Source organism: Streptomyces sp. NPDC001889 (assembly GCF_053594535.1).
On the sequence record NZ_JBSFER010000015.1, the window covers coordinates 115,749 to 141,284 of the forward strand.

At 70.4% G+C, this 25,536-nt stretch carries 21 protein-coding genes and 1 pseudogene; 9 read left to right on the plus strand and 13 right to left on the minus strand.

What is annotated here, in order from left to right; translation table 11 throughout:
- Nucleotides 1-195 precede the first annotated feature (195 nt).
- Complete coding sequence (locus tag ACWCRA_RS18945; protein WP_451068100.1) at nucleotides 196-906, minus strand: TetR/AcrR family transcriptional regulator; 711 nt, start codon at nucleotides 904-906, stop codon at nucleotides 196-198.
- On the opposite strand from ACWCRA_RS18945, the gene ACWCRA_RS18950 reads away from it, so the two are divergent.
- Nucleotides 905-1,831: an oxidoreductase gene (locus ACWCRA_RS18950; RefSeq protein ID WP_451068101.1), complete on the plus strand. Its 927-nt coding sequence runs from the start codon at nucleotides 905-907 to the stop codon at nucleotides 1,829-1,831. The two genes, ACWCRA_RS18945 and ACWCRA_RS18950, sit on opposite strands and share 2 nt — an antisense overlap.
- A gap of 86 nt (nucleotides 1,832-1,917) precedes the next feature.
- Here ACWCRA_RS18950 and ACWCRA_RS18955 read toward each other — a convergent pair whose 3' ends face one another.
- On the minus strand, nucleotides 1,918-2,544 hold the full coding sequence (locus ACWCRA_RS18955; protein ID WP_451068102.1) for an isochorismatase family protein: 627 nt from the start codon (nucleotides 2,542-2,544) through the stop codon (nucleotides 1,918-1,920).
- A gap of 197 nt (nucleotides 2,545-2,741) precedes the next feature.
- Here ACWCRA_RS18955 and ACWCRA_RS18960 point away from each other — a divergent pair, with 197 nt between their 5' ends.
- Nucleotides 2,742-3,212 carry a MarR family winged helix-turn-helix transcriptional regulator gene (locus ACWCRA_RS18960; protein ID WP_451068103.1) on the plus strand — a complete coding sequence of 157 codons (471 nt, stop codon included), beginning with the start codon at nucleotides 2,742-2,744 and terminating at the stop codon, nucleotides 3,210-3,212.
- Here the strand turns inward: ACWCRA_RS18960 and ACWCRA_RS18965 are convergent.
- The gene (locus tag ACWCRA_RS18965) at nucleotides 3,140-3,973 is read right to left on the minus strand and encodes an Atu4866 domain-containing protein (protein WP_451068104.1); all 834 of its coding nucleotides are present in this window, start codon (nucleotides 3,971-3,973) and stop codon (nucleotides 3,140-3,142) included. The genes ACWCRA_RS18960 and ACWCRA_RS18965 overlap by 73 nt on opposite strands.
- A 672-nt stretch (nucleotides 3,974-4,645) precedes the next feature.
- Between ACWCRA_RS18965 and ACWCRA_RS18970 the strand changes: the two genes are divergently transcribed.
- The 3 genes from ACWCRA_RS18970 to ACWCRA_RS18980 all read left to right on the plus strand — a co-directional run bounded on the left by ACWCRA_RS18970 (nucleotide 4,646) and on the right by ACWCRA_RS18980 (nucleotide 8,370).
- Nucleotides 4,646-5,695: an AraC-like ligand-binding domain-containing protein gene (locus tag ACWCRA_RS18970; protein WP_451068105.1), complete on the plus strand. Its 1,050-nt coding sequence runs from the start codon at nucleotides 4,646-4,648 to the stop codon at nucleotides 5,693-5,695.
- A gap of 345 nt (nucleotides 5,696-6,040) precedes the next feature.
- The gene (locus ACWCRA_RS18975) at nucleotides 6,041-6,745 is read left to right on the plus strand and encodes a hypothetical protein (protein WP_451068106.1); all 705 of its coding nucleotides are present in this window, start codon (nucleotides 6,041-6,043) and stop codon (nucleotides 6,743-6,745) included.
- A 299-nt stretch (nucleotides 6,746-7,044) separates the two neighbouring features.
- Nucleotides 7,045-8,370, plus strand: coding sequence for a glutaminase (locus ACWCRA_RS18980; RefSeq protein ID WP_451068107.1), 1,326 nt, complete (start codon nucleotides 7,045-7,047; stop codon nucleotides 8,368-8,370).
- A gap of 270 nt (nucleotides 8,371-8,640) precedes the next feature.
- Here ACWCRA_RS18980 and ACWCRA_RS18985 read toward each other — a convergent pair whose 3' ends face one another.
- The 5 genes and pseudogenes from ACWCRA_RS18985 to ACWCRA_RS19005 all read right to left on the minus strand — a co-directional run bounded on the left by ACWCRA_RS18985 (nucleotide 8,641) and on the right by ACWCRA_RS19005 (nucleotide 14,376).
- Nucleotides 8,641-9,186, minus strand: coding sequence for a ferredoxin (locus tag ACWCRA_RS18985; protein ID WP_451068108.1), 546 nt, complete (start codon nucleotides 9,184-9,186; stop codon nucleotides 8,641-8,643).
- A gap of 385 nt (nucleotides 9,187-9,571) precedes the next feature.
- A pseudogene (locus tag ACWCRA_RS18990) lies at nucleotides 9,572-9,673 on the minus strand (NADP oxidoreductase); the annotation flags it as partial.
- Nucleotides 9,674-9,727: 54 nt separating this feature from the next.
- Nucleotides 9,728-11,203: an alpha/beta hydrolase gene (locus tag ACWCRA_RS18995; RefSeq protein ID WP_451068109.1), complete on the minus strand. Its 1,476-nt coding sequence runs from the start codon at nucleotides 11,201-11,203 to the stop codon at nucleotides 9,728-9,730.
- Between the two features lie 564 nt (nucleotides 11,204-11,767).
- Nucleotides 11,768-12,928 (minus strand): oxygenase MpaB family protein, encoded by a 1,161-nt coding sequence (locus tag ACWCRA_RS19000; protein WP_451068110.1) that lies wholly within the window; start codon nucleotides 12,926-12,928, stop codon nucleotides 11,768-11,770.
- A gap of 473 nt (nucleotides 12,929-13,401) precedes the next feature.
- A complete protein-coding gene (locus tag ACWCRA_RS19005) occupies nucleotides 13,402-14,376 on the minus strand; it encodes a helix-turn-helix transcriptional regulator (RefSeq protein WP_451068111.1) in 975 nt (324 codons plus the stop codon).
- A 136-nt stretch (nucleotides 14,377-14,512) separates the two neighbouring features.
- Between ACWCRA_RS19005 and ACWCRA_RS19010 the strand changes: the two genes are divergently transcribed.
- Both ACWCRA_RS19010 and ACWCRA_RS19015 read left to right on the plus strand, forming a co-directional pair.
- Nucleotides 14,513-14,908, plus strand: coding sequence for a RidA family protein (locus tag ACWCRA_RS19010; RefSeq protein WP_451068112.1), 396 nt, complete (start codon nucleotides 14,513-14,515; stop codon nucleotides 14,906-14,908).
- Between the two features lie 865 nt (nucleotides 14,909-15,773).
- Nucleotides 15,774-16,397: a peptidase inhibitor family I36 protein gene (locus ACWCRA_RS19015; RefSeq protein ID WP_351546084.1), complete on the plus strand. Its 624-nt coding sequence runs from the start codon at nucleotides 15,774-15,776 to the stop codon at nucleotides 16,395-16,397.
- Between the two features lie 994 nt (nucleotides 16,398-17,391).
- On the opposite strand, the gene ACWCRA_RS19020 is transcribed toward ACWCRA_RS19015, so the two are convergent.
- Nucleotides 17,392-17,886: a hypothetical protein gene (locus tag ACWCRA_RS19020; RefSeq protein ID WP_351546081.1), complete on the minus strand. Its 495-nt coding sequence runs from the start codon at nucleotides 17,884-17,886 to the stop codon at nucleotides 17,392-17,394.
- A 618-nt stretch (nucleotides 17,887-18,504) separates the two neighbouring features.
- On the opposite strand from ACWCRA_RS19020, the gene ACWCRA_RS19025 reads away from it, so the two are divergent.
- Both ACWCRA_RS19025 and ACWCRA_RS19030 read left to right on the plus strand, forming a co-directional pair.
- Nucleotides 18,505-19,326, plus strand: a complete 822-nt coding sequence (locus ACWCRA_RS19025) for an SAM-dependent methyltransferase (protein ID WP_351546075.1) — start codon at nucleotides 18,505-18,507, stop codon at nucleotides 19,324-19,326.
- Nucleotides 19,327-19,396: 70 nt separating this feature from the next.
- Complete coding sequence (locus tag ACWCRA_RS19030; RefSeq protein WP_351546072.1) at nucleotides 19,397-20,749, plus strand: cytochrome P450; 1,353 nt, start codon at nucleotides 19,397-19,399, stop codon at nucleotides 20,747-20,749.
- Nucleotides 20,750-21,183: 434 nt separating this feature from the next.
- Here ACWCRA_RS19030 and ACWCRA_RS19035 read toward each other — a convergent pair whose 3' ends face one another.
- From ACWCRA_RS19035 to ACWCRA_RS19050, 4 genes are all read right to left on the minus strand, one after another.
- Nucleotides 21,184-22,155: a terpene synthase family protein gene (locus ACWCRA_RS19035; RefSeq protein ID WP_351546069.1), complete on the minus strand. Its 972-nt coding sequence runs from the start codon at nucleotides 22,153-22,155 to the stop codon at nucleotides 21,184-21,186.
- Between the two features lie 427 nt (nucleotides 22,156-22,582).
- Nucleotides 22,583-23,323, minus strand: coding sequence for a squalene/phytoene synthase family protein (locus ACWCRA_RS19040; protein WP_351546066.1), 741 nt, complete (start codon nucleotides 23,321-23,323; stop codon nucleotides 22,583-22,585).
- A gap of 78 nt (nucleotides 23,324-23,401) precedes the next feature.
- On the minus strand, nucleotides 23,402-24,379 hold the full coding sequence (locus tag ACWCRA_RS19045) for a 4-hydroxy-3-methylbut-2-enyl diphosphate reductase (RefSeq protein ID WP_351546063.1): 978 nt from the start codon (nucleotides 24,377-24,379) through the stop codon (nucleotides 23,402-23,404).
- Nucleotides 24,376-24,660, minus strand: a complete 285-nt coding sequence (locus tag ACWCRA_RS19050) for a hypothetical protein (protein WP_351546060.1) — start codon at nucleotides 24,658-24,660, stop codon at nucleotides 24,376-24,378. Before ACWCRA_RS19050 ends, ACWCRA_RS19045 begins: the two co-directional genes overlap by 4 nt.
- Nucleotides 24,661-25,536: the final 876 nt, after the last annotated feature.

Here is a 25,536-nt window from a genome sequence, read left to right on the forward strand (position 1 = left end):
CTCGGCGGAGAACGTGACGGGTCACCCGGCGAGAGACCCTGAGACCTCCGCCGCCGTCACGGTCGAGGACAGCCGTCCATCCGGACAGGGGCCGGGCTCAGCAGCGAGCCCGGCCCCTGTCCGGATATCGAGGTCACCTGGGGCCGGGGGTGGGTCGGTCCGGCGCCGTCACGGGGGTGGCGGGGTGAGTGACGGTCAGGCCCGTCCATCCGGTGCGCAGCCCCGCAGGATGAACGCGATCGCCTCGTCCAGCCCGCGCTCCGCGGCCTCCGGGGGGATCATGCCGGTCGCGGCCAGGTCGGCGAAGCCGTGCAGGGCCGCGAAGACCGGGACTCCGATCCACTCCAGGGGCCCCTCGCGCACCTCACCCTGGCGCTGCCCCTCCCGCATCAGACCCTCGATCAGCTCGGCCCAGCGCCGGCCGGCCTCCAGCAGGGCCGCCGAGGCTCGCGCGTCCTTCCTGACCGAGCACATCAGGTCGAGGAGCGCGGCGTTCTCCCTGCTGAAGCCCACATAGGCGCGGGCGACGGCCTCCAGCTTCTCGCGGCACGACTCCCCCGCGCCCCTCCGCGCCGCCAGCATGGTCTCGGTCATCCGCTCGTAACCGCCCAGCGCGAGCGCGTCGAGCAACGCCTCCTTGTCCTTGAAGTGGCGGCTGGGCGCGTTGTGGCTGACGCCGAGGTCGCGGGCGAGTTCGCGCAGCGACAAGGCGGCCGGCCCCCGGTCCCCGAGGGTCTCCTCGGCGCGGGCCAGCAGGGCCGCGCGCAGGTCTCCGTGGTGGTAGGGGCGGGTGCGGGACTGCATGGCGGCGAGTCTAACGGCCGTGTGCGCACCGACCACATGGTTGACCGAATCCACATTGTTGTCGTTGACAACAATGTGGACGCTGCCCACACTCGGGGGCATGACCACCACACCCCACGCCGCACCCGGCCCGTGGAACATCACCGACATCCCCGACCAGCGCGGTCGCACCGCCGTCGTCACCGGGGGCAACAGCGGGATCGGCCTCGCCACCGTCCGGGCGCTGGCCGGCGCGGGCGCCCATGTGGTGCTCGCGGTACGGAACCCCGAGAGCGGCGAGGCCGCGGCCGCGGACGTCGACGGCAGCGTGGAAGTACGCCGCGTCGACCTGGCCGACCTCGCCTCCGTGCGCGCGTTCGCCGCCGCCTGGCGGGGCACCCTGCACATACTCGTCAACAACGCGGGCGTGATGGGCACCCCGGAGTCCCGGACCAGGGACGGCTTCGAGACGCAGTTCGGAACCAACCACCTGGGCCACTTCGCCCTGACGAACCTGCTGTTGCCGCACATCACCGACCGGGTGGTGACCGTCTCCTCCGAGGCGCACAGGAAACCGGGCACACCGCGCATCCGCTTCGACAACCTCGGACTGACCGGGGAGTACCGGCCGAGGGCGGCGTACAGCCAGTCCAAACTGGCCAACCTGCTGTTCACCCTGGAACTCCAGCGGCGCCTCGCCGCCGCGCACTCACCCGTGCGGGCCCTGGCCGCGCACCCCGGCTGGGCCGCCACGAACCTGCAGCGCCGCCGCGGCAGCGCCCTGAGCCGCGCCGCGATGCGGATCGTCGCCCAGGACAGCCGGGCCGGCGCGCTGCCGACCCTGTACGCCGCCACCCAGGACCTCCCCGGCGCGAGCTACGCCGGCCCGGACGGCCGGGGCGAGATCCGGGGCCGTCCGACCCTCGTCGGCCGCTCCGCCGCGGCCAGCGACCCGGTGGCGGCCCGGCGCCTGTGGGCGGTCTCGGAGGAACTGACCGGCGTCACCTTCCCGGAACCCGCCCCGCCCGCCCCGCCCGCCGGAGCCTGACGCGCCTCGCGCGAGGCCCGGCGCCCCGGCGTTCCGCGCCCACGGGACGGGAGTACCCGAGTGGAGCGGAGCCGTTCGTCGCGGCGTCAGGACCGGTTGGCAGCCGCGATCTGGCCGACCAGGACGGCGAACGGCATGTCGAGCGCGGCGTAGACAGCACCCGCCTCGGGCGCGGCGTTGTCCCCGAGAGCCTCGACGATGAGGGTGGCGTAGTCGCTGGGGATGACGCCCGCCTGCTGCATGCGCGCCAGCCCGGCCTCCCTCTTGGCCGGGCTGAAGGTGCCGGAGGCGTCCACCGCCACGTAGGCGTCGTAGCCCGCGGCGGTGGCGGCGTACGCGGGCAGGGCCGCGCACACCTCCAGGGACACCCCGGCGAAGATCAGCTTCCGGCGGCCGGTGGCCTCGACGGCCTCGCGGACCCGGTCGTCGTGCCAGGCGTTGACGGAGCCGCGGTCGATGATCTCCTGCCCGGAGGGAAGGGCCTCGACCAGTTCGGGGGCGGTGGGCCCCCACATGCTGTCGGCCGCGGTGGTGGTCACCACCAGCGGGATGCCCAGCGCGGTCGCGGCCCGCGCCAGCGCCGCCACATTGTGCTTCAGCTCGGCCACCGGGATGTCCCGGACGCCCGAGAGCAGACCGACCTGATGGTCCACCAGAACGACAGCGGCGTTCTCGCGGGTGACCGGCTCCAGGTACCTGCCGCGCTCACTCATGATCTTCCCCTCACGTTTTAGTCACTAATCGTGATAGTCAATTTCAGTGACGACTTTGAATCTAGGCGACCATCACCCTTCTGGCAAGCGGGAGTTGGAGCGGCGCGGGGCGCGGGGCGGTCCGGCGGCTAAACTCGCCGGTCGGACCGCCGTGAAGGGGACGGCGGAGACAGGACGGAAGAGGGAGGGCGTGGGGCATGACCGGCGACCGGCAGACAGAACCGGGACCGGGACCGGATCTGGGGGTGCTCGCCGCCCGGGTGCTGTTCTCCGTCCAGCGTGAACTGTTCGCCACGCTCGCCGAGCGGGGCTTCGACGACATCCTGCCGCGCTCGGGGGCCGTTCTGGCCCATCTGCGCCCCGAGGGCATCCGCGCCAGTGAACTGGCCCGTCTGTCCGGCCGGCACAAGCAGGTGGTCGGAACACTCGTCGACGATCTGGAACGCCTCGGCTACGTCGAACGCGTCCCGGACCCCGCCGACCGCCGCGCCAAACTGGTCCGCCCCACCGAACGCGGTCTGCTCCAGATGGAGACGGCCGGCGCCATCATGCGCGCGATCGAGGAACGGCACGCGCAGTCGCTGGGCGAGGAAACCTACGCCGCCTTCAAGAGAGCACTCGGACAGGTGGCGCGGGCCCAGAGCGCGGCAGCCGAGAGGCCGGGCTGAGCGGGCACGCGAGCCGGGAGCACGACCGCGCGAACACGCGGGGCGAGGTCGAAGGACGGCGAGCTTCCCACTCCGTAGAAGCCGAGATCGTCCAGGTAGTCGATGCGGTCGCCGTCGATCCAGTGGCGGCCCCGGTAGGCGTGGGGGCGTCCGCCCCCGGTCTCGTCGTAGCGGCCGTCCGGCGTGAGTTCCTGGCGCGGGAAGCCGGCGCGGTCGGTCCAGACGCCGACGCGCGGATCGCCGGTGAGTTCCCGGGCGGCCGGGATGTCCGTCTCCGGTGCGGTGGCCCGTCCGGGGACCTCGGCACCGGACCACAGGACCGGACGCCCGGCAGCGACGAGCGCGCGGATCTGCTCGGGCCTCGTCAGGAGCGCGGTCAGCGCGCTCGGTGCGTCGGCGGCGAGTTCGTCGGACAGCACCAGGAGGTCGGCGGTGTTCCCCGGTGCCGGAGTCGCGGAGTACTCGGAACGCCGGCCACGGCCCGCGGTCAGTGCCACGGCGTCCACGACGGCGGGGGCGATCGTCAGTCCGGTGCAGTCGACGACGATGGCGTTGTCGTCGGCTGCGGCGGTGATGCCGGGGCCGACCCCCGCCAGCAGCCGGCCGACGAGCAGCAGATCGGCGCCGGTCACGGTCCCGATCAGCGGGTCCGTGGTCAGGACGCGGGCCTGGGCGAACAGAACGGGAAGCCCCTCGCCGTTCGAGAGGATCTGGTCAAGGGCCCCGGCGTTCCAGGTCGTGGTATCGGTGCGGCTGCTCATGGAGACTCCTCGGTGCGTCGTCGGCACGTCGGCACGTCACCCCGGCCGCAGCGCGCGGCGGGCGAGGCGGTGTGGCGGTGGAGCGGTGGAGCGGTGCGGGATCTGGGTACGCGGGGCCGGCCGCCCTCCGGCCACCAGGTTCGCCGCGACGGGGAACCGCAGCCAGGCCGCGCTGTCCCCAGGAGTCCGGCACACACCATCCGTCCGGCTCCGTACCCCGTACGGGGAATCGACGACGACGTCCGTGGCCGCTTGCGCGCGGAGCCATGCCCGCCACCGTGCTTGATCATGATCTGGCACCGCGCCGACCACCGGTTCTCCGCCGCCCAGCGTTCGCTGTGGACGCGCCGGCGGGCCGCTGTCCCCGCCCGCGCGATCCTCGCCACCCGGCGGCCGCGGCGGCATCCGCGTGATTCCCCCTCCCGGAGGGACCCCATCCACGTCGCCGCGCCCGCGCCGCCGAGCCCGAGGTTCCGCGGAACTGCCCGGAGAGAGTCCCTCCGTTGATGACGGGGAAGGCTTGGCTCCGACAGCCGTGCGGTCATGGCGCAGCCGTGGCGGGCCGCTCTCTCCTCCCGTCGGACGGGGGACCGCCTGCGCCCGTGCGGATCGACCAGCACGTCGTCGGCCGTGAACCGGCCCGCCCACCGCGTACGACGGAAGGACGCGACCATGTCCCGGACCAGCTCCGCTCCGGCTCCACCCCTCCCGCTGCCCACGGCCGCGTACTCCAACGGTCACATCGCCGCGCGGGACCGCTTCGGCCACTGGCGTGAGCTGCTGAGCAGTACCCACGCGCCCCTGGAGCTGCGCAGCGACCACTCCGACGACTTCCTGGTGCGGCAGCGCGTGATCAGGCTCGGGGAGGTGACGGTGTGGCCGGCCGCCTTCCCGCCCGTGGTCTTCCGCCGGCCCCAGAAGCTCATACGGCAGTCCGATCCCGAGAGCTGCCATCTGACCCTGATGCTCCGGGGTGTGGGAGTGGCCGAGTGGCGCGACAAGTCGTTACGGGCGGGCCCCGGACTCTTCCACACCTGCGACTCCTCACGGCCGGTCGAGATCCGCTCCTTCGCGGAGCGGGGCCGGATACTGATGATCGGGGTCGAGGTGCCCAAGGCCGTGCTGCCCCTGCCCCGGCGGCTCGCGGACCGCTCGGTGGGGCTGCCCATCCCGGACGACCAGGGTGTGGGCGGGCTGCTGGCGAGTCTGCTGCGGCGGCTCGTGCGCAACCTTCCCGAGTACGGGCTCGCGGACGGACCGGGGCTCGGGGCGGTGATCGCCCACCTCGCGGCGACCGCGCTGGCCCAGGCGGTGGAGAACGACAGCGCGCTGCCGCAGCACACCCGCCGGGTCACGACCGCGCTGCGGATCAGGGCTTTCATCCAGCGGAACCTGGGTGATCCCCGCCTCTCCCCCGCCACGATCGCCCGGGCACACCACATCTCCACCAGTTACATGCACCGCGTCTTCCGGCACGAGGGCGTCACCGTGGGGACCCTGATCCGGCGGCAGCGGCTGGAACGCGCCCGTGCCGACCTCGGCGACCCGCGCCGGGCCGGCGAACCCATCCAGGCGATCGCGGCTCGCTGGTGCCTCACGGCATCCGAGTTCAGCCGGAGCTTTCGAACCGCCCAGGGAATGACACCCGGCGAGTACCGCCGGCTGGCCCTGCGCGCCGAGTCCGGCGACCGACCGCGCCGGCATCTCGGGGCCGGTCACTGATGTGCGCGCGTGGTGGGGGGCGCCGGTCGTTCCTTCCCCTGGTGGAGCCGGGTTGTGTCCACAGCGCGGGGGCGGGGTGCCGGCCCCGTACCTCCCGCCGGAGGCCCCGGGGAAGGAGAGCCTGGCGTTCCGTCGACATCCGGAGCACCGACGGACTCATCCGCCACCGCCGCCGCCTCCCGCGCCGAACTCCCCCAGCCGGTGTCGCCCGGTTCCTCGCCGACTCCCGCGCCGTGGCCGACGCCGTGGTCGAATAGCCGGAGTCCGGGCCCGCACCCCGCTCCGGCAGGTGCGGGCCCGGCACCGCCACCGCCCGCGTGAGCCGACACAGCGGAGAGCACGGACATGAGCAGCACTCCAGGGGCGTCCGCCATCGGTGACATCGTCATCACGGCCCGTCCCGCCACCGACTGCGTCGCGCAGTTCGCCCTGAGCACCGATGACCTGCTCGCCGGTCCGGTTCTGGACTGCCCCGGCGGCGCGAGCGACTTCGCCGCCACGGTCCGTACCCTCGGCGGGACAGCCGTCAGCGCCGACCCCGTCTACAGCCACAGCCCCTCGGACCTCGCACGCGCGGTCGAGCGCGACCTCGCCCGGGTCCGCGCGTGGACGGCCTCACAGCCGGACCGGTTCCCCCTGGACGGGGCCGGCCAGTGGACCCACGCCCACCGCTGGAACACGGCCGCCACCACCTTCCTCGACGACTTCCGGCGCGACCGGGCCGCAACCAGCGGGGACTACCGCGCCCTGTCCCTGCCCCGCCTGCCCTTCCCGGACGACTCCTTCACCCTCGCGGTATCGGGCTTTCTCCTCTTCACCTATCCCCGGCACTTCGACGTCGCCTTCCACCTCACCGCGATCCGGGAACTCGTCCGCGTCGCCGCGGACGTGCGCGTCCACCCGCTCAACGACTCCGCGCGAAACCCCTACCCCGCCCTGCCCCGGCTCCTGCGCCACCTCGCCGAAGCCGGTATCACCAGCGAACTGCTCACCGTCCAGGGGCAGTCCGACAGCCGGGACAACCTCACACTCAAGCTCACCCGCCGGTGAGCACCCCGCCCGTGCCCCGCCCGTGCCCCGCCCGGAACGGCCGGAGCGCGGGATCGTACCCCGCGGGGCGCCCGGTGGCGGACGAGAATGCTGACCGGCGGGGGGCGTCCCGCCCCGAAGCCGCTACGCCACACGGCTGAGCCGAGGAGGGCCGAGCAGGAGGCTGCGGCTACGGTTCACGCATCGGCGTGGTGACGCGGAGAGACTGCCGGCGAGAGTCGGGACGGCACTCGCGCCACGGCGGCCTCAGCGCCGGCGCCACAGCACACTCAGCGCCCGAAAGGTATGGAGGACGACGCATGCGGTCGGTCATTCCCGATTATCTGGCCGAGGCCATCGGAGATGTCGAGGCGGACACCTCCGGACAGCCGGCGGACTACATCCCCGAACTCGCGACAGCGGACCCCGAGCGCCTCGGCGCGGTCTTCGCCACCGTGGACGGCGAGGTCTACGGTGCCGGCGACATCGATACCGAGTTCACGATCCAGTCGATCTCCAAGCCGTTCGCGTACGCGCTGGCACTGGCGGATCGCGGCTTCGGCCCCGTGCTCGCCAAAGTCGGTGTCGAGCCGTCGGGAGAAGCGTTCAACCAGATCTCCCTCGAAAGTGATACCGGGCGCCCTTTCAATCCCATGATCAACGCCGGTGCGATCACCGCCCACTCGCTGGCCGGTTCGGAGGGCATGAACCCGGCGGAGCGTGTGGAGCGCGTGGTCCGGGGCCTTTCGGCGTTCGCCGGTCGTGAGCTGAGGACTGATGAGGCGGTGTGCGTGTCGGAGATGGAGCACGCGCACCGCAACCTCGCCATCGCGTACATGCTGCGCGGCTACGGCATCCTCACCGAGGACCCCAGGGCCGTCGTCGAGGGCTACATCCGCCAGTGCTCTGTGCTCGTCACCGTGCGGGATCTGGGCATGATGGCCGCGACGCTGGCCAATCGCGGCGTCAATCCTCTCTCCGGTGAGCGAGTGATCCGCGAACCGGTCGTGCGTCAGGTGCTGAGCGTCATGTCCACCTGCGGAATGTACGACGCGGCCGGTGACTGGGCGACCCAGGTCGGCATTCCGGCGAAGAGCGGTGTGGCCGGGGGTCTGATCGGGGCGCTCCCCGGCCAGATCGGCATCGCCACGTTCTCACCACGGCTGGACGCCCACGGGAACAGCGTTCGCGGAGTGTCGCTGTTCGAGCGGTTCTCCTCCGACATGGGTCTGCATGTGATGGAGGTCCCGGCCGCCGCGCGTGCCATCGTGCGGTCGAACCACGTCGTCGGCGACGGACCGGCCGCGGTCCGGGTCCTCCAGCTGCAGGGCGGGATCGGGTTCGCCGGAGCCGAGCGAGTTGTCCGGGAAGCCGTGAACACCGCCCCCGCGGAAGCCCGGGTGGTGCTGGACCTCACCATGGTCCATTCGATCGACGACGTGGCACGGCGCATGCTGCTGGAGGTCGTGCGCCGGCTCACGCTGGACGGTCACGAGATCTATCTCGTCGACCCGGAATCGATCATGCCCGATCCCGACCCCGGCGATGGCGGCCGGGTCACCGTCGTGGGCGATGTGGAACAAGCCTTGATCTCGCCGCACGAGGTGGCCCGGCCGAGGAGCCGCCCGACGAGGAGAGAAACATGACGACCGGACAGGGGGCCGGTCGCCGGCGGTCGTAGCGCGGCGCGGGAAGGGAACAGGCCGTCCGGAACCGGCGGGTGGTGTCGGTGCGCCGGTCCGTGGATGTCGTTCAGGTGCACCCGGTCGTCGCCGAAGCTGCGGCCGCGCCACATCGCCGCCCCGTCCGGGGACCCGCCGAGGCACGCCCGCAGGGCCGGTACTCCGCGCGCTGTTCGCGTCCAGTAGGCGTCGGTGAGCTTCTGTGCCACCGTGAGGATCTGGCCGTCGCGCCGGCTAGAGCTCGGGCAGTCGGTCGGCCGGGGTGGGAGAGCGGCGGTCCTGCAGCCAGTAGAGATAGATCCGCAGGTCCGTCTCCAGGCATCCGGAGTCGGTGCCGCCGGCGATACAGGCCGCGAAATCCAGGGCACCCTCCCTTGCTCGTTGGTTCGGGAGCCACCGGTCGTACCGCTCCCACTCGTGCGCCTGGTCTCTCAGGTACTCCAGGATCCGCTCCCGGTCCCGCCACCACTCCCGGACCAACTCCGGTGTCCACCGCTGGTCCCCGTCCCAGGCATAGCCGTCCATGGGTTCCGCCTCGATGGCACCGAGTACGTCCCTCACCTCGTCCGGTGTGCGCGGCTGGCGGTACACGTACTCAGTGAAGTACTGACCGCCGTAGTGGATGTGCCGCGGGGCTTCGAGCCGACCTGTCGCGCAGTTGTCCGTCTCGGCGCCGTACACCGGACCCGGGACATTGAGCCACAGGCGGTCCTCCCAGCGACCGTTGCCGCTCGGGTACACCTGGAACAGCGCCGCCGCCGCGTCGAAGTAGAGCGTCATCAGGGCAGCGTACTTTTACCCGAAAAGCTGGGACCGGAACGCGCTCGGACGCACCACCATGAGCCGCCCAAGCCGCGGACGTGCCGCGGCATCCGCCCGCGTACCGGACGGCGGACTGTCCCCGTGTCCCCGCGTCACCCTCACCAGCCTTCGCGACTGGCGGGCTCCAGCACCCCCTCGCCCGCACCGAACCGCGGAACGAACCGGCGGTGATCTGCCCGTCCTCGGTGACGGTCTCCAGCGGGACTTCCAGATCCACCCCGTCCGGCCGGCCCCGCAGCCGCACGACCCCTTTCGCGGTCCGGGAACCGCGGCGTCCACGGATGCCACGCTTGCACCTGGACCGCACCGGCGTGTTCCAGCCGGTCCAGGCGCGGACCCCAGGGGCAGCCCGGGCCGCTGGAAAGCAATGTGCCTGGACGTCTGCTCCCTCTCCCGCACAGAGCCCGATAAGCAGCGCGGCGGTCGCCTCCAGCAGGCCCGCGCGTCACGATCGTCATCCTGCCGGGTCCGCCCCGGGCGGCTCCGGATCGGCAGGCTGTCAGGACGGCACGGCGGGGCAGCTGGTGCCCCGGGGTGGGACTGCCAGGTCGGTGAGGTAGCTGTCCACGGCCTCCTCCATGCACGGGCCGCTGGTGACGCTGCCGTGACCGTGGCCCTCGTAGGTGAGCAGTACGCCGCTGCGGCCGAGCTGCCGGGCCACCGAGACCGCCCACGGGTAGCCGGTGGCGGGGTCGTGCAGCGCGTTGGAGACCAGGATCGGCGGGGCACCATGTACGTCCAGGGGGTGCTGCGGGTTGGCGGTCGGCGCGCCCAGACACGCCGCTACCATGTGGATCGGCAGCAGGTAGGGCAGGTCGGGCGCGGTCGTGTTCATCATGGCGACGAGCGAGGTGTACTCCTGGTAGTCGCGCACCGGCAGGTGCCAGTCCGAGCAGAAGACCGGGGTGGCCGAAGGCAGCGGCGCGATCGAGGCGGGCGACGCGGGCAGCGGCTTGCTCGCGTCCATCCCCGCGATCGCCGTGGCCAGGCCCGCGTAGTCGGCCTGGTAGAACTTGCGGAACGCGATCTTGTTGACCAGGTCCGAGGAAGACAGCGAGGTGCCCGGCTTCGCCGGGTCCTCCAGCTCGCCGCGCCCGGCCCGGGCCAACAGGCCCCGCCAGACGGCGCGGACGTCGAGCGCACAGTCCGCGGCACGGTCGCACCACTTCACGAACTCCCGGAATGAATCCTCCGCGCCGGCCGCCTCGGACTGCAGGAAGTCACGGGTGGTCGCGACGCTGTGGTCCATGACGCTCTCCAGCACCAGCGCGCGCACGCGGCGCGGGTAGGTCTCGGCGTACTGCGCCCCGAGCAGCGTGCCGTACGAGCTGCCATGGAAGGTCAGCTTCCGCTCGCCGAGTGCGGCCCGGAGGGCGTCGAGGTCCCGGACCGTCTGGGCGGTGTCAAGGTGGTCGAACACCGGGCCGGTACGTGCCCGGCAGTCGGCACGGAGCCGCCTGTTGTACGCCAGGGTGGCGTCGAAGTCCGCCTGGCTCTTCAGCTCCGGTGACGGCCGCTCGGCAAGCAGGCCGCCGGAGCAGGTCACCGGGTTGCTGCCGCCCACGCCGCGCGGGTCGAAACTGACGATGTCGAAGCCGCGGCGGACCTCGGGGCTGAACCGGCTGATACGGCGCACCACCATCTCCACACCCGAGTCGCCCGGCCCGCCGGGACCGAACACCATCGAGCCGACGCGTGCGCCGGGGTCGGTGGCCTTGCGGCGGGCCACGGCCAGGTCGACTCTCGGCCCGTGCGGATGGGCCCAGTCGACCGGCACCGAGAGAGTGGCACACTCCGCTCCCGGCTTTGCCGGGTCGTCACACGGTAACCACCGCAGGGCCCCGGTGGCGGACGGCGACGCGTGGACTGCGGGAGCGGCGGCGATGCCCGTGATGACGGCCATGGCGAATCCCACCGCCATGGCCGTCCCCCGCACGGCGATGCGCCGCAGTGCGGATCTGCCCCTTAACGGCATGGAGCCTCCTCGTGAAAGAGCGGTTGCGTCAGACGTGCGGGCCCCGGCCGGGACAGGGTCGTCATGGTAGGTGCGCTGCCGCCCATATGGTGCCCCTGTCAGGGATTTTCCGGGTCAGGTCGGGGAGAACTCAGGGGCGATCGGGACGCAGCGCGGAAAAGGTCAGGGTCGGGTCAGGGGAAGAGATCAGTCGCGGTCTCCAACGGTCCGGCAGCCACGAGGCCGGCCTCCGCGAGGAGGGAGAAACCGTGGGACCGCTGACCAACAAACTCAAGGCCGCGGGATCGCCACCCGATACGACAAGACCCCCAGACAGCTACTTCGTCGCCAGGGGTCGGCGGGCAGCGGCCCGGTGACGGCGGGCGCCAGGCTGTGGAGGAGCTTGATCACAACGTCTCGCCGGGACGCCGATCCTCGTGACGGCGAGCCGGGATTTCCCGGAAGGCCGCCCGCGTGCTTCTCGCCACAGACCGCCGAAGGCCCGGCCCAGTCCACATACGGGCGCACACCGACGGGAGACTGCGCCGGAACAGCGGAGCGGCGATCCGCGCGGTGGGGTGGCGGTCAGCGGTCGTCGCCGATTTCCTCGTGCATCTGGGGCTGGTCGTCGCCCTGGCGGCTCAGCGCGTAATTCTCGACCCTGTTGAACTGCTTCGACGCGACCCCGATGATCTCGTCGTACGGGTTGACCCCCGTGGCCTTGCCCGCGGTGCCGCCCAGCAGCCCGCCGCCGATCCCGCTCATCATGCCGTGGCCGGCGGAGGCGAGTTTCGCGCCGGTGTCCAGGACCGCGTTACGCGGAATGCCCGCCATGTCGGCGTACTTGTCGGACAGTGCCGTGCGGATCATCGCGGCGAACGGGGAATACGCAGGCTCCGGCAGGTACTCCTCCCTGTAGAACTTCAGCGCCTGCGCGGTCATGAACCGGCCGTCTTCCGTCGGCTTCCACTCGTCGTCCCGTGCGGTGAGCCACAGGGCCGTCGCCTGGCCGACGTCCTTGGGTGCCAGCCACCGCTCCGGCGTGCCGAGGTAGTGGTTGATGTAGTGCCAGGCTCCCATGAACCCCTGCGCGTCGTTCCTGGAGACGGTGAGCCCGAGGTTCCGCATCGCTTCGAGGATCTGCACGCTGAAGACATAGGTGGCGCCGCAGGTGCACTTCTGGGAGACCGGCTCGCCCCACTTCGCGTAGTCCCACGCGCCGCTCTTCTTGTGGAGCTGGCGGACCGAGGCGTGCACCAGGCGCACCTTGGTCACGGTGGCGGCGAGCGTGCCGTCGCTCAGCGCGCCCCGGTCGCCCATGCCGATGAACAGCCGAGAGGACTGCGACAGGCGCCGGCCCGGTCCCTTGACCCCGCCCAGGCGGCCCGTGGTGCGCAGGGTGTACGCCCCCGTCGGCGCCAGGTAGGTGCCGATCAGGCCGACAGTGCCCTGGAGCATCGACGCCACGCCGTGATGGTGGTCGAAGAAGCTCTCGGCGGCCCGGACGTCGGCCCCGCTCCAGCCCGGCGGGTCGACGGTGGCCCCCTTGAGGAACGTGGCCAGCCGCGGTGGCAGGCCGGACAGATCCTGGCCGGGCCTCAGCGTGCCGATCGTCCTGAACAGGGCGTTGACCCCGTCGATCTCCCGGTTGTCGATCAGATCGGACACCAGATGATCGGCCTCCGGGTCACCCGCCTGGTTCGCCACTTCGAGTTCACTCGCGATATTGGCGGTCGTCAGTGCCACAAGTGGTTCCGTTCCTCGGAGACATCGGGATGGTGGTCGGGTCACGGAAGGCTGCCGCGACCGCGAACCCGATGCTGGCAACACCCAGACCACGCCGGGGCCTCCTTGACCCAGCGGAACGTTTCGTCCTCACCCGATCGAGGCCGAGCGTCCCCCTGCCCTGCGGACGAGTTGACGACGGCGCACACGAATGCGCGTCGGGGTTCTCACCCTCCGACCGCCACCAACGCCCAGCGCCTCCCCGGCACAGCTCCTCAACGCACCGCCCGGTGTTGCCGCAACGACAGCCCACGGGTGTTCACCACAGGCGGCGGGACCACCTTCGGTCCGGGGCCGCGGCGGGGCATTGGCGCGGGAGCCGATCGGGCCGTCGCCGGAGGCCGTCGCCGGGACGGGGGCCGGCTCCGGTGTGGGGGCATGCCCCGGTGTGGGGCCCGGAAGATCTTGGTGATGGAGAACAAGCGGAGTCCTGCTCAGGATGACGGACCGTAGCGGGCAGCGATCTCGGCGGCGCGGTCGCGCAGGGACGCGCGCAGCCACTGCGGGGCCAGAACCTCCGCGTGGGTGGCGAGCTGCCACAGGGCCCATTCGGCGTGTCGCGAATCCTGGAAGATGACGTTCAGCCGCAGCCAGCCGTCCGCGTCGGCTTCCTCGGAGCAGACGGCCAGGACAGTGCCCGCCAGAGGCTCCCGCCGCGCCGGGTCCACCCGTACGAGCACGGTGACCTGGTCACCGCCGGTCCGAAAGCTCGCGTTACGTTCCTGCCAGGCCCGGTCCAGGTCGACGGATTCCGGTCGTTGCGCGGGTTCGTCGAGTTCCACGGCGACCAGCACCCGGGACAGCCGGTAGGTGCGGTCCTCGCCTGCTCTCTTGGCCAGGAGGTAGCCCTGTCCGCGGACGGCGGCCAGGCCGATGGGGTCCACCGTGCGCCACTTCGGGGCTTGGTCCACCGCCGCGTAGTGGATGCGCAACTTGTGGCCGGCGAACACCGCGCGCCGGATCTCGGCCCCGATGGCGTCGGGCACTTCCTCGTCGGCCACACGGCGCGAGAGGAGGTCGGTTTCCGGGTCGATGAGTAAGCGCTGCGCCGCACCGGCCGCGGTGTACCGAAGGCTCTCGGGCAACGAGTCGACCACCTTGAGCATGGCTGAGGCAAGCGCCGAACCGAGGCCGAACAGCTGGGCGCCGCGCCGCGATCCGGCCACGAGCAAGGCGAGCGCCTCATCGTGATTCAGTCCGGTGAGAGCCATCTGGAAGTCGGGCAGAAGCGAGAAACCGCCGCGCCGGCCGCGCTCGGCATAGACCGGGACACCGGCCGCGGACAGCGCCTCTACGTCCCGCAGCACCGTACGGGTGGAAACCTCCAGCTCACGGGCCAGTGCCTCCGCGGTCATCCGACCGCGCTGACGGAGCAGGAGCACCAAGGCAACCAATCGGTCTGCGCGCATCCGGAAACTCTAACCAAATACATGACTGAAGATGTCATGTATTACTGGAAGGCTCTGTTGCACGACGTCAAAGTCCGGCAGCTGCCGAGTCGCTGAACGTCCGCAGTGTCAGCAAACCGAATGGAGCGAGTCGGTAATGGAACGTAACGCCGTCAACCCGGTCACGTGGTCGGCCGAGTTGGGCTTCAACCAGGGTGAGGTCGTCTCCGGGCACGCTCGGACCCTGTACATCTCGGGGCAGACCGCGATGAGCGAGGAAGGCGAACCCCAGCACGACGGTGACATGGCGGCGCAGCTCGCGCTGAGCATCGACAACATCGAGGCGGTGCTCACCGAGGCCGGCATGACCCTCGCGAACCTCGTCCGGCTCAACGTCTACACGACCGACGTCGACACGCTCTTCCAGCACTACGGTGTGCTGGCGGGTCGGCTGGGTGCCGCCCGGGTCTCGCCGACCACCACCATGCTCGGTGTGACGCGTCTGGCCGTCCCCGGCCAGCTGGTCGAGCTCGAGGGCACCGCCGTCGCGTGAGGCAGCCCCGTCTTCGTCTCCGCTGTTCGTGCCGGTTCACCGGCACGAGCAGCGGGCACGTGAACCGCGGCCTGCCGCTTGACGCAGGCCGGTGCCGCCGGCCCGCCCCGGGGATCGCGGGGGCGGGAGAGTCGCCCCCGACTCCGCGGGTGGTTGTCGACCATGCTGCTGCGCCATCGCTGCCGCTCCTTGTCTCCCCGGGAAAGGCTCCCAGCCTGCGCTTGACCAGCCCGGAGCCGCGCACGCGGACGCGGCGAGGGTGCTTCGACGGCCGGCCGGGGTTTCGCGGAGCCGGGCCGCCGCCCGGTCGCGGCACTCGGCGGAATCGCGGGCGGAACTCGCACCGGTGCAGGCGGATTTCCATGCCCGAAATCCCGGAGTGGGCCCTTTGATCGCATGCGAAATGTTCCGACGCATCCTCCCCTGGAATCAGATGTTCGTCCATGAGGCTCTGTCACATTGGAGTCGCAGGTCAAAGGGCTGGTGCGATCGATTCTCCGGTGGCCGTGCCGGTCGCGGGCGGAAGTTGTCCGGCGTACCGGAATCCGACGCAGAGCATGCGTTCCGGTGTGCCTGATGATGTTCACCGCTCCTGACGGTGCAGACCCGACTGGCGCGTTCCGCGGGTTCTCGATTCCCTGAGGCGATGGGTTCCGCGGAGGCTGTTCGTGTCCGGGGTACCGCGGGCCGGCGTGTCTGTTCGCCGGTACCTCGATTCGGTGAAAGGCGCCCGCTCTCTTTCCTGTACGGGGATCGGTCCTGTGATGATCCGGCCAGAGGCAGCGGAGCTTCATCGGATGGCATACGCCGGGCGGGCGGGATTGTTCTGTGTCCCGCAGGGCGTGGGTTGGTAAGGGAGTGGGTTATGGCGGGTAGGGCACGCAGGTTCGGAATGATGGTGCTCGGGCTGGTGACGGTGGTGGGAACAGCGCTTGCGGCAGGCCCGTCCGCGACAGCCGCGGCGGCTCCGGAGGAGTGCGGGAAGGGAGAGTTCTGTCTCTACGAGACGTCCGAGGGCGGACAGGTCCAGCGGCTCACCGGCCAGGTGGAGGGTGACTGCATCCCGACCAGCATGACCCTGGCGGACGGAACGGTCCAGCGAGCCAGGATGGTCACCAACCGCGGGGATCTGCGGGTGGTCCGCTTCAACAGCGACGACTGCTCGGGGAAGAGCGCCGGATCGCTGCCACTCTTCGGGACGTCCGTCGAGGACGGCGGGCCGAAGTCGTTCCGGCCCATCGCCTGCGCGATCGACAAGATCTGTTTCTGGGAGAACGAGAACTTCTCCGGAACGAAGGTGAAGCTGGACTACGCGGACTCCTGCTCGCCCATCGGGATCGAGGGCAGGGCCGTGTGGAACCTCGACCTCAGGACGGTCAGCACCTACGAAGGCTGGGTATGCGTGGGAGCCGGCTTCCGAGGAAATGTCGCCCTCGGCGGACTGGGATCACTGACGTATCCCGTCAACCGGATCAGCCGCGCCGCCTGACAGCCCCGAACCCCGCAGTGGCCTGCCCGGGACACGAACACCGGGCAGGCCATATCTCACCCCCACCACTCCCCCTCCCCGCATCCCCGTCCGCCGGCGCGCCCCCGATGAGAGAGGACCATCACGCCGGGACCGAACTGCCGGGCCCCGCCGTTCCCGGCAGTACCCCGGTGGCGGACCGACGTTGATCGTTTCGAGGGTGCCCCTCTCGGTCAGCACCTCGGGGGCGACGAAGTCCTGCATTCCTTCCCGAGTGAAGACCTGGCCGGCGGCGACGGGCGAGAGTCCGACGGGAATCACGCCGTCGGACAGCAGGCCGGGGTGGCCGCTCCGTCCGGTGTGCATGAGCTGGGCGAAGATCACACCGCCTTCGCGGTACTCACAAATGCACAAACATGCAACGCGTGCACACATTTTCCGGGATGTGACCGAGTCCCGTGGCGGGACGAGCCATCAGGATGGAAGAGCCGTAAACAACTCTGCGGGAGGCGCCCTGTGCGTGCCCAGAACCCTGCCGGCCAAGCCCATTGCCTTGGACACCGGAGAGCCCCGGGAACCCAACCTCCCTCGACCGGCGTGTTGCCGGAAGCGCCGGCGTGGCCGCTGTCCGGGGCGCTGGTATTGACCCTTCGGCCCAAGGGTCACCGGTGGGTGCTCGCCGTCTGGGCCGCTGCCTTTCGACGACACCGCTGAGGGCTCCTTCGCTCCTGCCCCGAGCGTCGCCCGAGCGGCTCCCGCACAGTGCAGTCTCGACCCGAGGACGCGTCATGACGCATGAGTTAACGACCTCATCGGCCATCCAGGTGATCGACAGCCCGCGGTCCGGTCCTTACCGCGGCAAGGCCGTCCGGACCTACGACGATCCTCCGTGGATGTGGCACAACGCGCTCGGCACGGAGCACCTGCTGTTCCAGTTCGGCCTGCTCGACGCCGGGGAACTCGCCGGCCCTCCCCGGGGATCGGTGGGCCCCTCCGAGATACGCCACTTCGACCGTCAGCTTCGGATCGCGGGCCTGACCGGACCCGGCCGGCCACGGGTCGACCACATCCTGGACCTGGGCCGGGGCTGGGGATTCCTCTCTCCCGCTACTTCGTCGAGCGTTTCCCCGAGGCCCGGCACGTGGACGTCGTCAGCATCAGTGTGCGGCAGCTGGAGTACTGCGCCGAGCAGCTCACCGGACACCGCGCGGCCGCCCGCATCCGGCTGTTCCTGTGCGACGGGCAGGACGTCGACCTGCTGCCCGAACCGGAGATTCCCTACGGCCCGGTGGTCGTGCGCGGGATGTACACACGCTTCCTCAACGACGTCCTCGAGACGTCCGTCAAAACCGTCCCCCAGATCCGGGAAGGCGGCCCCCTGGTCATCCCCGACACCCTCTACAAGCGCGACCTGATCCGGTACGAAACCGCCGTCCCCGACACCGTGGACCGCCTGGCCCGGGGCACCCGCAAGAGCCCCGCCTGCCTCGCCCGGGTCCTCGAAGAGCATGGCCTGATCCTCCAGGACATGCGGATCACGCCGTCCAACGCGGAGGTCATCCACTGGTTCCTGCCCGGACAACGGCCGACGACGTGGCCGCACACGGGCCGGCCGGCCACTCGGCCGAGTGGGTCCGGGCAGCACACCGGCCTCCTTCAAGTCCCGCCCCGGTGTGACGCTCGCCGGCTGTCCGACGACGGCCGGGGGCTACCGGGCTCGTTCGGCGCACCGGACCGCCGGCCGGGGCCGGGCGGCAGGGCCCGGCGCGATGGACGCTCCCGGGGGCGACCTTCCAGCCCGTCGATGATCTGCCGGACATCTGGGGAACCCCTGAGCGCACCACCCAACCCGCCGGCCCCGACCCTGCCGCCCACGGCGGCCCTCCCCACCCGAGTCGCCCGGCCCCGTCACCGCCCGGCCGGCGGGGAGAAACGCACCGTCTCACGGAAGGAGTACCCCCATGGATCACACCACCCCCTTGGACTCCCCCGCCATGTACTGCTCCTCCGTGTCCATGCACCCGCTGACCGATAAGGCCGACGCACGGAGATCGGCGCCGAGCAGCACCCAGCGCACCCCACCTCCCACAGCCGTGACCGCCTACGACAACAGGAAGCAGACACCGCGATGACCCACCGCTCCGCGCCTACCGGCGTCGGCACGATGTACGACCAGTTCAGCGACGTGTTCGCCCAGGCGATGGGCGGCAACATCCACGTCGGCTACTGGGACGGCGCCGACGACCCCTCCACCGTGGAACAGGCCACCGACCGGATGACCGACATGGTCGTCGACCGGCTCGCCGCCCAGCCCGGCCAGCACCTCCTGGACATCGGCTGCGGAACCGGGCGCCCCGCGACCCGCATCGCGACCCGGACCCAGGCACGCGTCACCGGCATCACCATCAGCGCCCACCAACTGGAACGCGCCCAACAGACGGCGCGGCCGGCCGGGAGCGGCACGCACGTCGACTACCGCTTCGCCGACGTCATGAAGCTCCCCTTCGGCGATACGACCTTCGACGCGGCTTACGCGATCGAGTCCCTCATGCACGTACCCGACCGGACCATCGCGCTCACCGAAGCCGCCCGCACCGTCCGTCCGGGCGGACACCTGGTGGTGACCGATTTCCTTCTGCGCCGCCCGGTCACCGGCGCGGCCCAAGTCGCGGTGGACACCGCCGCCGGAATCTTCCAGGTCGCCAATTTCGCGTCGCCTGACGAGTACCGCACTCACCTCGCATCCGCTCACTGGCAGTTGGAGGCGTTCGAGGACATCGGGGAGCAGGTCCGCCGCACGTACACCCATCTGACCGCCACGATGCACGCCCTGCGCGACAGCGTGCCGGCCGAACTCACCGACCTGATCGACCAGGGCATGGACGCCATCGGCGCGTTCGCCACCTTCCCTGAAGTGGGCTACGTGCTCATCACCGCCCGCCGCGTCTGATCGCCGCGCCCGAGCAGCACACGCTTCGCGGCCCGCACCGTACCGACAGCAAGGAGAGGAAAGGGCAATCGTGAGCACACACCTTGAGACAGTTCCCCTGGCTCCCGGCGCACTGCCCGGGATCGGGCACCTGGGCCGGCTGGCCAGGGATCCGCTGGGGTTCTTCGAACAGCTCCGCCCCCATGGCCCGCTGGTGCGCATCCGCCTGACCCACCGCACGGTCTACGTCGTGACCTCCGCCGAACTCGTCCACCAGGTCCTGGTGACCGACAGAGCGGACTACGACACGGGCGGCCTGGTCATGGACACCGCCCGGGAACATCTGGGAGCGAACCTGGCCGTGGCGCCCGGCGACCTCCACCACACCCACCGCCGCCTGATCCAGCCCGTGTTCCGTCGCGACCGGATGCCCGACTACGTGCGCCGCATCACCGCGCACGCCGAGAAGCGCATCGCGGGCTGGGAAGCCGGAAAGGTCCTGGACGTGTCCCCGGAGATGACCCGTCTCACCACCGGCGGCTTCACCCTGTCCCTGTTCACCGACCCCGTGTCCCCCCGGGTCCTGGCCCGTTTCAAGGACGACCTCCCCCTCGTCCTGTCCGGACTCGCGCTCAAAGCCTCCGTCCCGGCAGCCGCACGGCTACCGCTGCCCCGTAACCTCCGCTTCAACCGCGCCACACACCGCACTCACACGGCGATCGACACGATGCTCCGCCACCGGCGCGACGACCCCGGGCACCACGATGACCTGCTCACCGTACTGCTCGCAGCCCACAACGGCCTCGACGCCAGGGCCGCCGACGAACAGATACGGGGACACATCCTGAGCTTCATGATCGCCGGGATCGAGACCACCGCGTCCCTCCTGGCCTGGACACTGCACGAACTGACCACACGACCGGACCTCTACCGAAGCGTCCAGAACGAGATCGACACCGTCCTCGACGGCTCCACGCCCGCGTACCAGGACCTGCCCCGGCTGCCGCAAGTGACGCAGGTGCTCATGGAGGCACTGCGCCTTCACCCACCGGTATGGATGCTGAGCCGCACCACCCGACGCCCCACCGAACTCGGCGGCCACACCCTGCCCCCCAACGCGGGCATCGCCTTCAGCGTCCCCGCGCTCCACCACGACCCCGCGGTCTTCCCCGGCGCCGACCGCTTCGACCCCGACCGGTGGCAGCCGGGCCGCATCACGCCTGCCCAGAAGGCCGGCTTCCTGGCCTTCGGTACCGGTCCACACAAGTGCATCGGCGACGTGTTCGGGCTGGCCGAGGCCGCAGCCACCCTCACTGTCATCCTCCAGCACCACCGGATACACGCGGCACCGGGCAGCAAGGTCACCCCGCAGGCCCGCGCGACGCTGCGCCCCGCCGGACTGCGGCTGCTGGTCGAGCCGCGCACCGTGGGCACACGCGTGTGAGCAGCCGAGGTACAGGAATCCCTGTGGGCCAGCGGCATCGGGGGGCCCAGGGGGCGGCCTCGCCAGTGGCGCCGTTCAGCCCCTCGTAGTGGTACGGGTAGTTCATCCAGGACAGGTCGCCGTATCGCCGGCGCGGGCCGAGCGGTGCGGGCGGCCAGGGCGGCGGCGACCGCGTCGAGACCGCCTCTGCTGTGCCTGCTCAGAGGGCGTCAGGTCCGTTTCTGGCAGCGGCCCTTCAGATTGGGCGCGGAAGGCTTGGCGGGCGAGGCGTCCGAGCAGTGGGCCAGGTCGGTGACCTGCGGGGGTCTTGCGTGCGGTCGGTGACCTGGTCCACGGGTGACCAGTGGCCATCGGGTCCGACGGTCGTGAGCGGGTGTCCTGCGGGCTGTGTGCGGCCTGATGAGGCAAGCGGTGGCCGACTTCTGGGCGTGTGGTCAGCGATGCCAGCCTTCCATGGTGTAGCGCATGCTGTAGTACTCCCATGCCACGTTGCCCGCGACGGCGTCCTGGAGGACTTCGACCCAGCCAGGTCCATGGCGGGGATCCGCGACGCAGAGCGCCTCGGCACGGCGCACGAACTCTTCGACGTCCCGGTGGAACTCGTCCACCATTTGGTAGACGGCTTCCTGGAAGGTGCAGTGCTGGTGGTGGGCCAGGATGCTGGGGTAGATCATGGTGTCGTCACGGCTGAGGTCGCGTCGTAGTCCGATGACGTCGTTACTGATTCCTGACAGGATGCCGGCCAGGGCCGTCAGTTGCATGGTCTCGGGCCGCATCAGGGTTTCGAGAGGTGTGTGCAGGCCGCGAGCGATTTCGGAGAGCGTAAAGAAGGGCGCCATGCAGGCGGTCAGTTCTCTGATCCGCTTGTAGGCGGCGATCTCCGGGGTCAGGCCCTGGTTCGTATGGGCGGCCTCTGTGCTGGATGCCAGGAAGAACTGCATGAAGTGGTACTGGATGCGCAGAACCTGGTCGGGAGTGGCGATGTCGCGCAATTGTTGGTTGAGGTCGTGAACAATGGTTGGCAGAATTGCCTCGGAGGAGGAGTCGCGCTGCAACGTCCGGCCGATGCGCTCGCACGCCATGTACTCGGCCATCGCCGCAGCCAGGTTGCCCTGAGAAATGCCGTGCTGTTCGGCGATCCAGTCCTCAGAGATCGTGGCCAACGCCAGGAAACGTGAGCCGAGCAGCACCGTTGAATAGTCGCCGTAGGGCACCACGGCGGGGAACCAGCGGCTGATTTGGGTCTCGATGAGGTGTCGCTCCCGTTCGGGAGTGGGCACGAGACCGATATCGCGCATCCACTGATCGGTCTTGTCGCAGATCTCCTGAGCCTGTGGGTACTCCCTGGCCGGGAACGGCAGGATGAGCTGAGGAACGTCCAGTTCGGACAGATCCAGATATGGCATGGCTGGAGGGCTCCTTCGGATGGCTTTTGCGTCGATACCACAGGACAGTCGCCTGACAGTCCGGCAGGGAGCCGTCAGGCCGCGCTCACGCCTTGCTCCGGGGGGAGATCCAGGGCGTTTGCGCCAGCGCCTGCTGTGCCCGTGGCGGTAAGGGCTCACAGAGTGCGCGGGCCGGGCTGCAAATCGTGTACGCAGGGGTCGGCCAGAGCGAGTTCGGTACGTGCGTAGCGGGACATCTCCTGGATATCCCGGGCCAGGAGTCCACACCACGTCCAGCGTGCCGCCGTCGGGACTCTGGCTGGGAGTGACCGCTGCCCCTGGACGACCGCGGGTTCCCCCCGCGGCCCGACGACGACCCCTGCCACACCACGCCTGGCGCGACATCTCGCTGCGCATGGGCCGGCGGGTGGTCGGGCACGGGGGCCTTTCAGTTCTGGGCCAGGGCGTACCGGTAGCGGGTGAAGGGCTCGGCGCAGAAGGTGCGGGCGGGGCCGGGTGGCAGTGCGTCCACGTAGGCGGCTGCCGGGGTGAGCTCGGTGCGGACGTAGTTCAGCATGTCGTCGGCCTGCCAGCCGTCGGGCCAGAAGTCGATGCCGCGGGAGGCGTCGGTGGCCTGGTCGATGAGGATGTTGGCGGACTGCAGGGCCCGGCCGTAGGCGATACCGTGGGTGCGGTTGGTGCGGGTGTTGTCGTGCCAGGCCCACAGATCGGACAGCATCAGCACCAGGGTGCCGGACACGGCATAGGTGTAGCGGCTCAGATCGTTCTCGGTGTGGATGGCGAAGTCGGCGCGGGCCCAGTCGGCCATGCGCTCGGCCATCGCCGCGAAGGTCTCCAGCACTCTGGGGCCGATTTCGGGCGCCGCGAGCACGGACCACTCGCCCAGACGCAGGCTGACCTCCGGCAGAACGGCCGCGTGCTCACGGAAGACGGAGCTGAAGTCGGCCTGGGTATAGCGGGTCTGCCAGATCTGGGCGACGCCTTCCAGCAGCCGCGCCTTGGTGGTTCCGTCGAGGTCTGGGTGGTCCTCGATCTCGTCGATGCCGCGCATACACAGATACGCGCAGGTGGTGGCCTCGTTCAGGCCAGGAGGCATGGAGACAACCGGCTCGTACCAGGTGGTGCTGTAGGCGCGGACCATGGCGTGGGCATCACAGAGAAGGGACAACGCAATCTCCTTGACAGGTCGGTGGTGGGATTCGGAAGGGAATCTCTGGCAGGCGGCGGGCGCGCCGGTGTGACATGGTCACGGAATGCGAAAGGTGTGATCCGCCTCGGGCTCCAGGTCCTGGTGAAGCTCCCTGGGCAGGGCGAAACGCTGATTCTCGGTGGCGGCCGTGATGGTCTCCACGTCGCCGTACCCGCGCTGGGCCAGCCACTCCAGCACGCCGTCGACCAGGATCTCCGGCACCGACGCACCCGAGGTGAGGCCGACTGTGGAGACACCCTCCAGCCATGCCTCGTCGATCTCCGCCGCGCAGTCCACCAGGTACGAGACGCCCGCGCCGGCGCCGAGGGCCACCTCGACCAGGCGCCGGGAATTCGAGGAGTTGCGGGAGCCGACGACAATCACCAGGTCGGACTGGGCGCCGATCTGCTTGACCGCGATCTGGCGGTTCTGTGTCGCGTAGCAGATGTCGTCGCCCGGCGGGCCGACGAGCTGGGGGATTTTCTCCCGCAACGTGGCGACGGTCTCCATGGTCTCGTCGACCGAGAGCGTGGTCTGGGAGAGCCAGGCGACCCTGGACGGGTCGCGGACCTCGATACGGTCGATGTCGCCCGGGCCGTCGACGAGCGTGATGCGGTCGGGGGCCTCGCCCAGGGTGCCGATGACTTCTTCGTGACCTTCGTGGCCGATCAGAAGGATGTCGTATCCGTCACGGGCGTAGCGGGCGGCCTCCTTGTGGACCTTGGTGACCAGGGGGCAGGTGGCGTCGATGGCGGCGAGGTGGCGGCGAGCGGCTTCCGCGTGGACGGTGGGGGCGACGCCGTGCGCGGAGAAGATGACCACGCTGCCCTCGGGCACTTCGTCGGTCTCCTCGACGAACACGGCACCCTTGGCTTTGAGGGTGTCGATCACGTGGGTGTTGTGGACGATCTCGTGGCGTACGTAGACCGGGGCCCCGTGCAGTTCCAGGGCTTTCTCGACGGTGGCGATGGCGCGGTCGACCCCGGCGCAGCTCCCGCGGGGGGCGGCGAGCAGTACCCGCTTGCGGGGGTTCATGAGGTGCGCCCCACGGCTCGGGTGGCGATGTGCCACAGGGCGCCGGCGGCCGACACCGGATACGGGACGCTGTCGAGGGCGGTGAGGGCATGTGCGTGCCGGGTGGTGAGCATGTCTTCGGCGGTGGCGCGGGCGCCGGTGGTGTCCAGGACGGTGAGGAACCCCCCGATTCGCGCGGCCGGCTCGGGGAGTTCCCGGGCGAGTACGGGCCGCACCACCTCGGGACCGTCCGGACCGGCGAGGTCCGTGACGCCAGGGCCTTCACGCGGGGGAGCAGTCATCGGACACTTTCCTCTCATCGCGGACTCGAGGGGGTGCGGTCAACACCAACCCAGCTGTGTGCGCGGGCAGTTGTAGGGGCCCGGGAGCCGGGTACAACCAGTGCACCGCTCCGTCCCCTGGCAGCACAGAGGGACAAGGCGGCGAATGCGGTGCGAGCGATGCATCCTTGCGTGTTTGTGAAATGACCAGCGGATGAGGGCGGCCCGGCAACCGGACCGAGGAGGGACACCGTGCCCACATCGGCCAACACCCGCTTGCGAGCCTTGCCGGCGGAGGCAGCCGGCGGTTTCGTGGTCATCAGCGCGTCGAACCGCGTGAGTATGTCATCCACCGAGACCCGCTCCGGATGCCGCGTCGTTGACAGCATCGTCGCCGTCCGCCGCTACTCCGCCGGCCTGTGCGACGTCGGCGCGTGCGTACTCATCCCGACGCCCTCATACGGCGGCAGGGTGGTCTGCGTCGGCCGGCGGACTGGGCGATCCGGGGGCAGCCCACGAACTAGCACCGCCGCCCAAGCGGTGTTCCCCCGGGCGGCGCCTTCGAGGTCTGGCATGCCGAGATCGGTCAGTGGCGCCATGCTGGTGATCAGTCGACACAGTGCGGGTGCGCGCGGCGGGCCAGCGCCAGGGAGAGTCTCGGCTCAGCCGCGGTGCTGTGCGGCCCTGATGCCGGGCGCCGGGCCCCGTATCCGCCCCTGGAGGAGGCGGAGGTGAGCGGCGCCGTAAATCGGCCTCCAGCCGGATGGCCTTTTCATGGTCCGTTTTTCCGATCAGCTCCGCCGGCTCCGCACGGGGCCTGCGCCGGTGCAGACGATCACTCCGTCGTTACACGCCGCCTCGGCGTCGAAGGCGCGGCGAAAATGCTCGTGTGCCGTC